Consider the following 13,808-nt stretch of genomic DNA (forward strand, 5'->3'; position numbering starts at 1 on the left):
ACTCGCCGGCTGCGCTTACTTGCCGGCCGAGAAGCGCACGACATTGTTGCGGTTGACCGTATAGGTGGCGCCGATGCGCGGCTGCAGTTCCGGATAATCCTCCTGCGAGTCGCTGTGCGCGTTGAACGCAGCCGGCTGCGTTCCCGCCGGGCACGCCGCCCCGACCGTGCGCGTGACGAGCACCTCGGCCACCGGATCGAAGCAGTTGAAGTTGTTGAAGTAGTTGACCCAGAACCTGCGCGCCGGTCCACCGTCGGTGTTCACGAGCTGGTAGCGGAAGTCGTCGTAGCGCAGTCCTAGATCGAGCGAGAGCTTCTCGTTGACCTGGAATTTGTCGCTCAGCGAGACGTTGAGGAACTGCGGCGTGACCGTGTTGTACACTGCCGCATTTCCGGTCGCTACGGTGTAGAAAGCGCAGGGACCGTTGCCGCACTTCAAGGCCCCGGCGTTTGCCACGTTCACCGCCGAGGTGGCAACCAGCGGGCCCCCGTTAGCAGCGGGAAGCGTGTACCGGGCAGCCGTCGACGAGGAACAATTCACCGGGGCCGCGTTTGCCGTGTAGCAGAGGCCCGCGGTTGGGTTCGTGCTGTCGACGAGGAATGCGACGGTGCGGGAGTTTGCAGCGGTCGTCGCGCCTGAAAGGAATGTCGACGTGTTATTGTTGCGGAACGTCGTCGCGGTCGTGTACGAGCCGCTCAGGATGAGCAGGTGCTTGGCGTCGATCTGGTTCGCGTACTGCAGATATCCGCCGCGCGTGTGCGCGCCGAGCTTGTAATCCTGCGAGATCGAGCCGGTGAAGTTCGGGTTGAGTCCGCCTTCGCCGTACTGCAGCCAGTCGGAGTACTCGGTGTACCCGTAGACGCGGATGTACGAACGCGCGTTGATGTTGTGTTGGTATTGCACCTTCGCGATCGACGCGTTCTGCTGGTAGTTGTCGCGTTCGAACGGATCCTGCGGGCCGTTGACCGCGCGATTCGTCGGCGAGCCCGGGAAGAGTGACAGCTGCGTGTTCGCAAGGTCGCCGGCGCCCAGGAACGTTCCGGTGAGTCCGTTATAGATCTGCTTGTCGTTGTAGACTCGGGGGTGGCGCCGAAGACGTTGCAGTTCGCCGTCACCGCGCCACCGCACGGTGGGTTGCCGAAGTAGGCACCGGTGTTGATCCAGTCCTGGAACCCGGGTCCCCAGTCGCTGGGCGCCGAGGCGAAGTACGTCTGCACCAGCGTCGTGTTGTACAAAAGCTGTACGTCGTCGCGCAGGTCGTCGTGCTTGTGGGGGATCCCGAAGTGGAAGTTCGCGACGGTGTCGCGATCGGTGTCGTATGCGCGGCTGCCCCAGAAGAGCGGTCCCAGCTCGTAGCCGTTCGGTCCAAGAGGCGCGCCGCCCGCAGCCGTGTTCTTATAGCAGCCGACTGTCGGATTGGGCGTCGTGCAGTTGGCTTTATAGACGTCGAGAAGGGTGCCGTATTTCGCGTCGTAGAGATTTCCGCGCACGTCGACGATGTTCTGGTTGTAGCCGCCGGTCCCGACGTAGTAATTGAAGTTGCGATCGGGAGTGGCGCCGCCGCCTTCGAGGCGGATGTTTGCGTAGTGAGTTGGCCCGCCGACCCCGAGCTGGCCGCCGGCAAAGCCGGGGTAGGTTCCGGTGCGGATGACCTGGTTCACGAAACCGGCAAGGGCGGTCGAACCGGTGCTGGTGGGCGCACTGCCGGTGTAGACCTGCACCGACTGCTGGCCGAGGCTAGAAAGATTGTTGCCCGGATATTGGTCGAAGGCGCGCTGAATGGGTACGCCGTCGTACTCGTAGCCGACTTGGGTGTAGTTCGAGCCGCGAATGAAGATCGACTGATATGACGCGTCCTGTCCCTGCGGGACGAACACGCCGGGAACGGACGCGATCGCCGAATAGGCGTTGTTGAGGCCGCCGCCGCCGCCCAGCGTCGCCGCCGCGCTCTGCTGCGCTGCGGAGATGTTGTAGACGTCGGTGCTCACGCCCGGCTGGATCAGCGAAGTCGTCGCGCGCGAACGCGTGGCGCCGATGCGCTGGAGTGTCTTGGCCATCGTGACGTTGAAGGTGGTCGTCTGATCGGCTTGCACCGTGATGCCGCTCAGCGACGCGGAATCGTAGCCGGCGATCGACACGACGAGCGTGTACGTGTCCGGCTGGAGGGTTAGGAACTGGAACGAGCCGTTCGCGTCAGTGATCTGCGTGGCAGAGCCGGAGGGAGCTGAGGCCGTTACGCGCGCGCCTGCGACGGGCGCTTGCGAAGCTACGTCGACGACCCGCCCGCTCAGAGCACCGGTCGTTCCTGCGACTGCGGCGAGCATGCCGTTGCACAGAAATGCGGCGATGAGCGCGAGAAGGACGACCAGCCTCGAGGATGTTTTACTCATCGCGATCCTCGGGGAAGGGATCGGTCCCATCGGCAACGCGGAACGCGCAGGTAGGGGCGCCCTCCGGACGATCCCGGGAACCTTAAAGTTTCCTTAGAGAGTCTGATTGTGTATGCCTGGTTGCCGTCGCTGCCCTGCCGCGCCGGGCCGCCCCCAAAAACCTCAGAGACGCAAGGTCTTTGCCTCTGTGCTAATAAACATTTAATACGGAGAATTGCGGACGCGTCCCTTAGGTCCGGGCGTCCGCAGGATCAGCTCGTACAGGCCTCGCCGTCGCGGCAGAGCGAGCGAGGGTTTTTCTTTACGATCGAGGAGCGCTCGTGACTCTTACAGAGACATCCAAGGCCATCAGGCGCCTTTTTGGCGTCGTGGCTGTCGCGACTTTTCTGGCGGCGACGTTCGGCGCTGCCAGCGCCGGAACGACCGGCAACATCAACGGAACCATTACCGCTGTCAACGGCACGGCGTTGGCGGGCGTGCAGGTTATCGCGATCTCCCCTTCGGCGAAATATACCGCGACCACCGACGCCAAGGGCTTTTTCGCGATTGCGGGCGTCACGCCCGATACCTACTCCGTTATCCTTTCCGCGTCGGGATACTCGCCGTATACGGTCAGCGGCGTCACGGTCTTCCAAGATCAGACGGTCGCCGTTAACCAGCAACTGAACACGGCGTTGCGTACGATCGGCCGGACGGCGGCGCGCAATCAGGCTTCGGCGTTTCAGCCGACGGTGCCGGAAAATACGATCAATCTCGGGGCGACGCAAATTCAGACCCAGTTGGGAAAGAAGAACAACGTCTCGGAAAGCAACCTGCTGGTCTCACTCCCGGGCGCCAGCTTGGACTCCAGCGGATATCCCGTTCTTCGCGGCGGCCGTGAAAACGAAGAAGGCTTCCAGTTCGAGGGCATCGACTACACCGACGCCTTTACCAGCCAGTTCGTCAACTCGCTCGCGTTGAACAACGCCGGTAATTTTCAGTTGACGCCCGGTGCCGGCGACGCCTCGAGCGGCAACACGGGAACGGGCGTGATCAATCTGCTAACAAAACGCGGTTCGTATCCGGCGTTCGGTTCCTTAGATGCCGAGCTTCTCACCCGTATCGTCGGCAAGCAGCTCGCCGGCGAGTACGGCTTTGCTACGCCGGACGGCAAAGTGTCAAATTATACGACGTACACATTCAACGATCAGGATCGTATCTACGGACCGTACGGGGCAGACCCGGCTTCGATTGGAGCGTTTTTCTCCACCCAGCACCAGCACGGCAACGATCTCATCAACAATTTTGTGTACAAGTTCGGCAAGAACAACAATCAATCGCTTCAGGCCCTGTACCAGAACCAGTGGTTCATCTTCAACGGCAACTACGGCGGCGGCGTCAATCAATTGCCGTACAAGACCAACGATCCGTATGCGCTTTCCCGAATCCGCGTGTACACGGGGCTCACGCCCGCCCAGTTCCTGCCGCTATTGCAGCCTTACCTGGGTCAAACCAGCCAGACGGATCTGTTGCAATACGTGTCCGGGAGCACACAGCCCAACGAAACGATCAAGCTCCAGTATTCGCTCAATCCTGGTCCTTCGTCGTTCTATACCGTTAAGTATTACAAGGTGAACTCCGTTGCGCAGTTCCGGCGTCCGTTCAACAGCGAAGACTCTTTAGGAAACTACTACTTCTCGGAGCAAGGCGGTCAGCGGACCGGATTTGCCGGCGACGGGAACCTACAACTCGGCAACAAGCATTTGCTAAAGTTTGGGGGCAAGTACGAACTGCTCACGCCGGTCTTCGGCTACGCCTCACCGGTCTTCGGCGCCGAGGTACTCGGACCGATCCTCGGTAATGGAAACGAGATCAAGGATTTTTTGCCCGGCGGTTACTTGGCGAAGAACGGCTTCTTCGATCAGACCGTGCCGGTGTTTTGGGAGTCGACATCGACGGTGCGGCAGGACACCTCCGCCTACGTGACGGACTCGTGGTCTCCGACCTCGCGTTTGAAGATCGACGCGGGCGTCCGGCTCGACATTAGCAACTACCGCTACCCGAGCCCGACGAGAAATCCGGAACTTTTCGCGACGAATCCCGACGGCTCGGCGCTCACTTCTATCGATTCGGCGCAGCGGAATCCGCACATCATCGAACCGCGTTTCGCGTTCGCCTATCAGTTTGGGCGTAACGATGCGATCCGCGGCTCATACGCGCGCACGGTCGAATTCCCGCCGCTCGCCGACGTAGATGCCTTTGTCAACCGCGCATACTACAACTCCTTGCCGTACTCGAATCTGCCTGCAACACAGCCCGTGTGTGGAATCTCCGGAACCGGGAAGTGCGCGAGTTATGGCGAGCAGCTATTCTGGGAAAATCAGAACTTCTCCGGAGTGCCGTTCCAGCCGATCAAGCCGGAGACGTTCTCAAACTTTGATTTTTCGTACTCGCACCAGTTCCCGAACAATCTCTCGGTGAAGATTACGCCGTTCTACCGGCGTGGTTACGACGCGCTCGTCCAGTACGCCACAGTCCGCACGGTGAACGGCGTTCCGGTAACCGACCCCGTCACGGGTGCCTATCAGTTTAATCCGTCGCAGTCGTCGAATCTCGGTATCAACCGGACAACCGGCGTGGAACTCTACATTACCAAGGACAACCCCGGTCCGGGATTTTCCGGTTCGATCTCGGCAACGTACCTCAACGAGTTTTCCAACGTCATCCCGCTTTCGGCGAGTGAAGATTTCTTTCCGACCATTCCGGCCGCGTCGGCGTTGTTAGGCAAGGTCTACCGCGTCGGCTTCCTCTCACCGTTCCAGGCCACGGCCGCCCTAGCGTATCAGACGAAGAGCGGCTTCCGCATCAATCCGATCGTGTCGTACAACATCGGTTATCCGATCAGCTATGGCAATTCGACGGCGTATCTCGCGGGCGGCAAGCCGCTCAATGTTCCCAATACGAACGTCACCAGCGGCTTCGGGTCGTCGGTGGCCCCGAACTACGTCGATCCGCTGAATCCGGGAACGCTGCAACGTCCAAACATCGCGGCATCGCGCGGGACGAACGAAGGAAACGATCCCGGCAGCAAACTGTCGGCGCAGCGTGTGACTGCAAACCTCTCGATCGAGTTTACCCCCTCGAGAACGCAGAAAGGCGGGACCTACGGGCTGTTTATCTCAAACCTGTTCAACCAGGTGTACGGACAGCCGTCGCTCAACTCGCGCTGGCAGCCGGTCGCGACGGGCCTCGCCGGCCCCACGACCGGAAAGGTGTCGCAAACCGTCCTGTTCCCGGGCGTCGGCTTCGCGAACTATGATTACGTGCAGCGCTTCGGCAACCAGCCGTACATCATCACTCCGAACGGCGCTCCGCGCTTGTTCCGTCTCTACTACCAGTTCGCGTTCTAATGGAGAGCTCGTTGAACACAATTTTCCGACTGGCCGCGACGGCGGCCCTGGGCGCGCTCGTCACGGCATGTACGTCCAACGGCGCCGCCGTCGAACCGTCCGTTACGCAGGCGAACTTGACCGTCAATACGCTCCAGTTCGCCGTCGGAACGGCGAATTATGCAGGAACTGCCGCGCTCAACACGGTGGTTGCATATCGCCAGCCCAATGGAAACTCCGCGGTTCTGCTCGATACGCCGACGATCACCGGCCCGGCCGGCTTTGTCATTCCGAGCGTTGCGTCGGCAGGTGTTGATGCCGGCACCAACCATATCAGCGGCAGCCCGCAGGCAACTCCGGGTACTGCCGCGACGCCCTCGACGTTCGGACAGAGCGGCGGAGCCTTCTCGTACGGGTTCGCGCCGGTGAATTCCAATAATGCCGGAGCGCCCTCATATACGCTCTACTCGCAGCCTTTTTACACGACGCCGCAACGGAAATTTACGGGGGGGCCACCGCTCTACCCGAACCCGCAGGACGGCACGTATCCTCCGAACTTCCGTGGCTGGTCGCAAGGGTTCACTTCGTTTGCAGGCGTCCCGCTGTCGATCGGAACCTACTCGCTCAGTGTCAACGTCCCCGTCGTCAATGCTTCCGGGATCACGCAGACGGCGTCGGCGACCCTCTCCTCCGCGGCATTGCTGCCGGCGATCCTTGCGCCGACCGTTGCGCGCGCAGGCGCGAACGGAGCAACCGTTACGTTTACTGCCGCTGCAGGCACCACCGAGTCGATCGTTTACATCGTCGATTCCACCCAGGGTACGAACTTCTCGGCGCTTACCCGGGGAAGCGGCCCGCAGACCGTGACATTCCCCGACAATCTCGGTGCGCATGGCTTCGGCATCGCGCCGACGCCGACGTTCAATACCGGTGACAGCCTCGTGGCGTACGTCGTCGGCTACGATTATGGCGCGTACGAGGCAAGCCCGCCGTCCAACACGAGTGCTGCCCCGTCGATCACGGGTTTGAACGGACAGGCCGACATCACAGTGTCGCCGAGCACGACGTTCACATACTAGGGAAACTCTGATGAAGAGCGCGCGCTACGTCGGCTGTCGGTAAAAGGGTTCATGTTGAGCGGCTTTCCTCGATTTACTGAGCGCGTTTGCGAGCTTCGCGGTCCAGATCGCTGGTTTCGAGAGAAACTACACCCCTCGAAGTGCCGGTCGTCGACGATGCAGGTACAGATTGGCGAGCGCGAAGTTGACGACCAGGCGATGTGCGTTCTTCGCGATGCCGCGATAGCGGACTTTCGAAAACCCGAAGATCCGCTTGACGACGTGGAACACATGCTCCACTCGGGCTCGCACCCTGAATTTGTTCGATGAATTTCGCGCTCGCGGTCGGAGATATTCTTCCGACGAGCGGACCCGCGCGCCGTAAAGTCCGCCGCATGTGGTGCTTGCGACCGGATCACCGCGGTCTGACCGCGATACGCCGAGTCTCCCCAGACCCGCGTTTCGGCTCCGTGCAAGAGTTCCGGGAGAACGCGACTGTCGTGCGTGTTCGCCGGCGTCGCAACGAACGAATGCACGATCCGCGACTTGCTATCCACGCCGATGTGAGCCTTCATTCCGAGGTGCCACTCGTTGCCTTTCATCGTCTGGTGCATTTCGGGATCACGCTTCCCGTCGCTGTTCTTGGTCGAGCTGGGCGCGTGAATAATCGTCGCGTCGACGATCGTCCCGCGCGAAACCTTGACGCCCGCCTTCGCCAGATGATCGTTGATCTCGTGTAGAATCTTCGGCCCCAAACCATGTCGTTCAAGCAAATGCCGAAACTTGCAGACCGTCGTCTCGTCGGGCGCCGGCTCCCGTCCCAGGTCGATCTTCGCGAACGCCCGCATCGAAACGCTGCGATTCCTCGACGGCGGGGTCGCTTAGGTTGAACCACTGCTGCAAGAAGTGGCGCTTCAGGACTTCGGGTGGGCGGGCAAGAGGTCGAGCCCACCACAGTGGAATAGAATCGCCGCTGCAAATCGGCCCTCATTGCGATAGCCGCGCGCGCGGAATTTGATCATTTGGATCTTGCTGTTGAGGCTCTCGGCTGCCGCATTGGTGATCGGCTTGCGAATGTACGTGATGATGTTCGCAAAGTGACGTTTGAGCGTGCGCGCGACGCTGATCATTTCGGGCAATTGAGAGTGCGTCGCCCACCGGTACCAATCGGCAAAGAAACGACGCGCTGCGGACTCACGCCGATATCGCCAGAACTCCGTAAGATCGTGTCCCGGCCCGTGGTGTATGAGAGGGTCGCCCTTGTAGCATAGAGAGCGGCCATCGTGGCTTTCGGCGAAGGTTGTTTTTGCAACAAATAACCGACCGAAAGGGATCCACGATGGCCAAACCCAGTATCGCACTTTCCGAGCTCGTCGAAAAGGGCGGCGACGTCGACTTCGTTCGCGAGATGCTCCAGTACGCCGGGCAGCGGATCATGGAGATCGATGTTGAGGAACTCTGCGGCTTGCCCTACGGCGAGCGCGGCCCCGGCCGACAGAACGCCCGCAACGGCTTCCGCGAGCGCCAATGGGAGACGCGTTCCGGCACGATCGGACTGCGCATCCCCAAGTTGCGCAAAGGTAGCTACTTCCCCGCGTTCCTCGAGCCGCGCCGCACGGCGGAGAAGGCGCTCACCGCCGTCATCCAAGAGGCCTACATCCAGGGCATCTCCACGCGCTCGGTCGACGAGCTCGTCAAGGCGATGGGGATGACAGGCATCTCCAAGAGTCAGGTCTCACGGCTGTGCGAAGAGATCGACGAACGCGTGAACGCATTTCTTACCCGGCCGATCGAAGGCGACTGGCCCTATCTTTGGATCGACGCGACGTACGTGAAGACGCGCTCCGGCGGACGCATCGTCTCGGTCGCCGTGATACTGGCCGTCGGCGTAAACACCGATGGGACACGGGAATTGTTGGGCCTCGCGGTTGGTCCGAGCGAAGCAGAGCCGTTCTGGATCGACTTTCTTCGCAGCTTGAGCCGCCGCGGATTGCGCGGTGTCAAGCTCGTCATTTCCGACTCGCATGTCGGCCTGAAAGCGGCCATCGCGAAAGTATTCAAAGCAACGTGGCAGCGCTGCCGCGTGCATTTTATGCGAAACGCGCTCGCACATGCGGGTAAAGGGCAACGGCAGATGGTCCTCGCGTTGATCAACACGGTATTCGCGCAAGAGACAGCGGAAGCTGCGCACGAGCAATGGCGTATCGTCTCCGAGCAGCTTCGGCAGAAGTTCCCGAAGCTCGCGGCGATGATGGACGACGCCGAGAACGACGTGCTCGCGTACATGGACTTTCCCAAGGCGCACCGCAAGCAGATCGCCTCAACCAATCCGCTCGAACGGGTCAACGCGGAGATCAAGCGGCGCACCGATGTCGTCGGTATCTTCCCGAACGATGCTGCCATCGTACGCCTCGTCGGTGCGCTCCTACTGGAACAGAACGACGAATGGCAACTGCAGCGGCGCTACATGCAACTCGAAGGACTCAGTGCCGTCAGCGATAATCAGCCCGCCAAGCTCTCCGCCGTGATTAACGGCTGAGCGCTACCCTCGCCGAGCCACCGCTCGTACACCACGGCTGGGGACACGATCCTCCGTAAAGTGCTCCTTCATCGACCACGCGCGGCCAAGGCGTTTGTACTGGCTCCGCAAGGCGCTCAGATCACGTCGTTCGTCGCGGTCGAGATTCGCAAACGAGCGCAACCAGGAATACTTAGTCCCTTTCAATGCCGTTCGGTCGAGCGTCTTGTCACGCATCATCGCTCGACGAGTGAGATCGACGGCTTTGGTGAGATATGCCGTGATGTGGTACTTATCGAAGACGATCTTCCGTGCCGCATCGGGCACGTGTGCTACGGTCGACTCGAAGTACGGCTGCCACATATCCATCGCGATGCCCTCAATGGCATGAAGTTGTTCGTGCGAAAGGCCGTCGTAGAAAGCGTCAATCGATTCGCGCTTGCGACCGCGACCGACCCACAGGACCTCGCCGCGGTCCAAGTCGGACACGATCGTGAAGTACCGATGCCGCTTTTTGACGGCCTTCTCGTCGATGCCGAGATGCCGCACAAGACGTGGCAGTCGCCGCTGCTTACCGCGCTCGACCGCCCGGAGCATAATGGAATCGACTTGCTCCCAGCTGATGCCCAAGCGACGCGCGACCGCCGCGACGGACATCTCGAGTAGGAGGGCGATCGCCAAACGCTCGAAGCGCGACGTAAACTCGGTGCGACCGCTTGACCAGGGAATCGCAACGGTCGTGACGCCGTGCTCGGGACAATCGATCCGGGGTACGGAGGCGTGCAAGAAAAGTTGGTCGCCGGCCAGATCGAGGTCACGCCAGACGCGCTCGCGATGATCGTGCTTGGGGCACTCCCGATCGCATTTTGGACAGCGACCCGCGCCTTGCCATTCAAGCCGAACATCGACCCGATTTCGCTCGAGATCGAGCTTTGATTCGGTCACGTCCCAAGGATCTTCGACGCGCAGCAACCCGCGGATGAATTCGGTGTCTCGCATGGCGTAGCATTACGACGGCCGACCGATTTCCTCTCGCCCGCCCACTACAAAACCGGAAGACCCCAAGAAGTAAATACGAAGCATGCGTTCCAACGGAATCGGCGGCCGACCGCCTTCGCCGGTCGGGTAGTGCGGTGCGATCAGCGTGCACAATCGCTCCCACGGCACCACGGCGTCCATCTCGATGAGGAATTCAGCACGTCGCGTCGCGCGAGCGTAACGCTCGAATCCAGCGCTCGCGAACGACATTTGCTCTTTACGCTTCATCATCAACATTGTAGCAAATACACCCCCTTTTTCAGGGTTTCCCTAGTTTCGTCGTTCGTCGAAGCGACGAACGAGAACAGCAGGGTGTGGCTACGATGCCGGATCCTGCTGCTTTATCCGGCATTGCGTTGCGGCGCCGGGTGCAGCTCCCGTCGCCGCTCGATTGCGGTGCGCGCGGCCGCCGCAAATGCGAGCGTCGCCGAGCCCAGCAGGATGCCGCCGATTAGGTCGCTGACGTAATGCGCGCCAAGAGCGAGACGCGACCAGATCACGCCGCAGCCCCACAGCGCGAGCAAAAGGACGCCGGCCGTACGAACCGGCCGAGGCAACGCGCTGCGCCACAAGAACCACGCCCACAGCCAATACACGACCGTCGCGAACATCGCGTGCCCGCTGGAGTAGGCGAACGTCGGCTCGTGGATGATCCGCCAGTACTCGGGACGCGGCCGTCGAAAGACGTTCTTGAGGACGTCGCTCACCTGCCACGTGACGACGGTGGTGATTAGCGCGTAGGTTACGCGGGCGCGCCATTCCGGCCGGAACACCGCGACGACGATCATCAGTACGCCCAGGATCAGCAGCACGTACCACCAGCACGACTCGGTAAAGACCAGCGCGAGCTGCGGATCGCCGCCGAGCAGGGAGCGCCCCGCGCGGTCGAGCGCGCCGGGCGGCGCATGCGACACCGCGGCGCCGAGGAACGCGTAGGCGACGGCGCATGCCGCGCCGATCGCGAGGTACCGCGTCATCCGCCGAAGAGATCGGCTTGCGTCGTCGGGCGCCCGAAGCGTTCGGCGATCCGTTCGAGATCGGCGGGCGATTCGATGACGACGACGCGCGGCTTCGTCCCTTCGTTGGGTCCGACGATCCCGAACTCTTCGAGCTGCTTCATGAGACGCACCGCGCGCGGATGTCCGATCGAGAAGCGCGCTTGCAGCGCCGCGGTCGAGCCTACGCCGGCGTCGCCCTTCGCGACCCGCGAGTCGAGCAAGAATTTCGCCGCCTCGTACCAGAGTTCGTCGACTTTGCGTTCGGCGCCGCCGGCGGCGCGTTCGTCGTCCTCGCGGATCGGGACGATCTCCATCGCCTTTGACTGGTCGGGCTTCGCTTGGCGCTTCCAAAACTCGACGAGCCGCTCGATCTCGGCGCCCGTGACCAGCGCGCCCTGCGCGCGGATCGGTTTGGGCGCGTCGATCGGGAGATAGAGCATGTCGCCGCGTCCCAGGAGCCGCTCCGCGCCGCCCATATCGAGGATCGTGCGCGAATCGACCTGCGAGCTCACCGCGAACGCGATGCGCGAGGGGATGTTCGCTTTGATCAGACCGGTGATGACGTCGACCGACGGGCGCTGCGTCGCGACGACCAAGTGGATCCCGGTCGCTCGCGCGAGCTGCGCGAGGCGCATGATCAGCATCTCGACCTTCGCCGGCGCGACGAGCATCAGGTCGGCAAGCTCGTCGATGATGACGACGATATACGGGAGCTTCTCGTCGGGATACTTCGCGTTGTACTCTTCGATCTTGCGCACGCCGGCTTTGGCGAAGCGCTCGTACCGCATGTCCATCTCGCGCGTGATCATCGCGAGCGCGCCCGCGGCCATGCTGGGGTCGGTGATGACGTCGTTCTTGAGGTGCGGGATCCCGTTGTAGACCGTCAGCTCGACGCGTTTGGGATCGATCATCAGCAGTTCGAGCTGATCCGGCGTCGCGGTCACCAGGAGCGACGCGATGATGCAGTTCAGACAGACCGACTTGCCGGCTCCGGTCGCGCCGGCGACCAGGAGATGCGGCATCTTGCCCAAGTCGCCGAAAACCGGCTTGCCGGTGATGTCCTTGCCGAGCGCCATCGAAAGCGGCGGCACGCCCTGCGGTATCCGTTCGAGAATTTCACGCACCGCGACGATCGAGACCGTTGCGTTCGGCACCTCGATCCCGACCGCGGACTTCCCCGGGATCGGGGCCTCGATGCGGACCGACGTCGCGGCGAGCGCCAGTGCCAGATCGTCGGCGAGCGACGAGATCCGCGAGATCTTGACGCCGCGTTCGGGCTTGAGTTCGTAGCGCGTGATCGACGGTCCGCGTTCGATGTGCGTGACCTTCGCGCCGACGCCGAACGACGCCAGCGTGTCCTCGAGGACGTGCGCGCGGCTCGCGTCGTCGGTCTTCTGCGCCTGCGGCGGATCGAAGATCGTCGTGATGTCGGGAAGCCGGTAGACGATGCGCCGCGCGGGCTCGTACTCGCCGCTGACGCGGCGTGCCCCGTTCACGGCAACCAGGGCCGGCGCCGCGAGCCGGTCATCGACCCCCGATTCTAGGTCGTCTTCGGCGTCGTCCTCGGGCTCGTCGGTGATGTCTTCGTCGTCTTCGTCGTCGTACTCGGCATCCTCGTCCTCGTCTTCGTCGAACGCCTCATCGTCGTCGTCCTCATCGTCGTACCCGTCCTCTCCGTCCTCGTCTTCGTCCTCGATCTCGTCGTCGTCGAGGTCTTCATCGTAGAAGCGGACCGGCGGCGGGTCGACGACGGTGTGCGTCGGCAGCGGGATCTCGGATGCCGGCGCCGCGACGGCAACCGCCGGAGCGCGCGAGAGCAACACAGGCAGGTGGAACGCTTCGCGAAGCGATTTCGGACCGGCCGTCTTGCTGGCGCTGTTCTCGCTGCGGGGTTCGACGCGCAACGCCGACGCCTGCGCGATCGCCCAGCCGATGACTTTCTTGAGCGAGATCCCCGTGATCGCGACGGTGATCGCGAGCGCGGCGACGAGAAGGACGATCCACGCGCCTGCGTCCCCCACGAGGGCGTGCAGTCCGCGCGACAGCGCGCTGCCCAGCCATCCGCCGTCGAACCCCGCGCTCGCGAGCAAGGCGTCGACGATGATGAAGTACGCGCATGCCGCGCCGCCGAGCCGCACGATCATGCGCGGCACGTTGATTTCAAGGAAGACGATCGCAGCGAGCAGCGCGACGAGCACGACGAATAGCCCCGCAGCGGCGCCGAACAGCAGGTGCAGAACCGAGGTGGTGGCACCTCCGACGACGCCGGTCGCGCGCGGGGGCGCCACCAGCGCCACCCCGAGCAGCAGGGCGAAGCCGAGGGCGACGATTCCCGCCACCTCGAGATTCCAGCGCATCGCGGCGCTTGGCTTGCGTCGAACGCGTGCCATTGCTCCGGACTTCCCGGTCGACCAGCGGTCTCACCTGTGTGGGGGCGG

General features: G+C 62.4%; 9 protein-coding genes and 2 pseudogenes. 3 read left to right on the plus strand and 8 right to left on the minus strand.

All coding sequences use genetic code 11. From position 1 onward, the window contains the following. Positions 1-15 precede the first annotated feature (15 nt). Both WPS_RS03755 and WPS_RS03760 read right to left on the minus strand, forming a co-directional pair. Complete coding sequence (locus WPS_RS03755; protein WP_317996518.1) at positions 16-381, minus strand: TonB-dependent receptor domain-containing protein; 366 nt, start codon at positions 379-381, stop codon at positions 16-18. 314 nt (positions 382-695) lie between these two features. After that, entirely contained in the window at positions 696-2,390 is a 1,695-nt protein-coding gene (locus WPS_RS03760; RefSeq protein ID WP_317996519.1) for a TonB-dependent receptor, read from the minus strand. Positions 2,391-2,758: 368 nt separating this feature from the next. On the opposite strand from WPS_RS03760, the gene WPS_RS03765 reads away from it, so the two are divergent. Both WPS_RS03765 and WPS_RS03770 read left to right on the plus strand, forming a co-directional pair. Continuing rightward, a complete protein-coding gene (locus WPS_RS03765) occupies positions 2,759-5,779 on the plus strand; it encodes a TonB-dependent receptor (RefSeq protein WP_317996520.1) in 3,021 nt (1,006 codons plus the stop codon). A gap of 11 nt (positions 5,780-5,790) precedes the next feature. After that, positions 5,791-6,837, plus strand: coding sequence for a hypothetical protein (locus tag WPS_RS03770; RefSeq protein WP_317996521.1), 1,047 nt, complete (start codon positions 5,791-5,793; stop codon positions 6,835-6,837). A 126-nt stretch (positions 6,838-6,963) separates the two neighbouring features. On the opposite strand, the pseudogene WPS_RS03775 reads toward WPS_RS03770, so the two are convergent. Both WPS_RS03775 and WPS_RS03780 read right to left on the minus strand, forming a co-directional pair. Then, positions 6,964-7,749 (minus strand): annotated as a pseudogene (locus WPS_RS03775) (IS5 family transposase); the annotation flags it as partial. Then, positions 7,731-8,177, minus strand: a complete 447-nt coding sequence (locus WPS_RS03780) for a transposase (RefSeq protein ID WP_317996522.1) — start codon at positions 8,175-8,177, stop codon at positions 7,731-7,733. The pseudogene WPS_RS03775 and the gene WPS_RS03780, both read right to left, overlap by 19 nt. On the opposite strand from WPS_RS03780, the gene WPS_RS03785 reads away from it, so the two are divergent. Next, entirely contained in the window at positions 8,156-9,355 is a 1,200-nt protein-coding gene (locus WPS_RS03785; RefSeq protein WP_317995100.1) for an IS256 family transposase, read from the plus strand. The two genes, WPS_RS03780 and WPS_RS03785, sit on opposite strands and share 22 nt — an antisense overlap. 3 nt (positions 9,356-9,358) lie before the next feature. Here WPS_RS03785 and WPS_RS03790 read toward each other — a convergent pair whose 3' ends face one another. The 4 genes and pseudogenes from WPS_RS03790 to WPS_RS03805 all read right to left on the minus strand — a co-directional run bounded on the left by WPS_RS03790 (position 9,359) and on the right by WPS_RS03805 (position 13,760). Then, positions 9,359-10,333, minus strand: coding sequence for an ISL3 family transposase (locus tag WPS_RS03790; protein ID WP_317996523.1), 975 nt, complete (start codon positions 10,331-10,333; stop codon positions 9,359-9,361). Between the two features lie 63 nt (positions 10,334-10,396). Beyond that, positions 10,397-10,603, minus strand: a pseudogene (locus tag WPS_RS03795) (transposase); the annotation flags it as partial. Between the two features lie 110 nt (positions 10,604-10,713). Continuing rightward, positions 10,714-11,349 carry a phosphatase PAP2 family protein gene (locus tag WPS_RS03800; protein ID WP_317996524.1) on the minus strand — a complete coding sequence of 212 codons (636 nt, stop codon included), beginning with the start codon at positions 11,347-11,349 and terminating at the stop codon, positions 10,714-10,716. Then, the gene (locus WPS_RS03805; RefSeq protein ID WP_317996525.1) at positions 11,346-13,760 is read right to left on the minus strand and encodes an FtsK/SpoIIIE family DNA translocase; all 2,415 of its coding nucleotides are present in this window, start codon (positions 13,758-13,760) and stop codon (positions 11,346-11,348) included. Before WPS_RS03805 ends, WPS_RS03800 begins: the two co-directional genes overlap by 4 nt. Positions 13,761-13,808: the final 48 nt, after the last annotated feature.

Source organism: Vulcanimicrobium alpinum (genome assembly GCF_027923555.1).
Taxonomy (GTDB): Bacteria; Vulcanimicrobiota; Vulcanimicrobiia; order Vulcanimicrobiales; family Vulcanimicrobiaceae; genus Vulcanimicrobium; species Vulcanimicrobium alpinum.

Bases quoted from the DNA above. Each gene is read 5' to 3' on its own strand.
- WPS_RS03760 (WP_317996519.1), bottom strand. From the start codon at position 2,390: ATGAGTAAAACATCCTCGAGGCTGGTCGTCCTTCTCGCGCTCATCGCC.
- WPS_RS03785 (WP_317995100.1), top strand. From the start codon at position 8,156: ATGGCCAAACCCAGTATCGCACTTTCCGAGCTCGTCGAAAAGGGCGGC.
- WPS_RS03790 (WP_317996523.1), bottom strand. From the start codon at position 10,333: ATGCGAGACACCGAATTCATCCGCGGGTTGCTGCGCGTCGAAGATCCT.
- WPS_RS03800 (WP_317996524.1), bottom strand. From the start codon at position 11,349: ATGACGCGGTACCTCGCGATCGGCGCGGCATGCGCCGTCGCCTACGCG.
- WPS_RS03805 (WP_317996525.1), bottom strand. From the start codon at position 13,760: ATGGCACGCGTTCGACGCAAGCCAAGCGCCGCGATGCGCTGGAATCTC.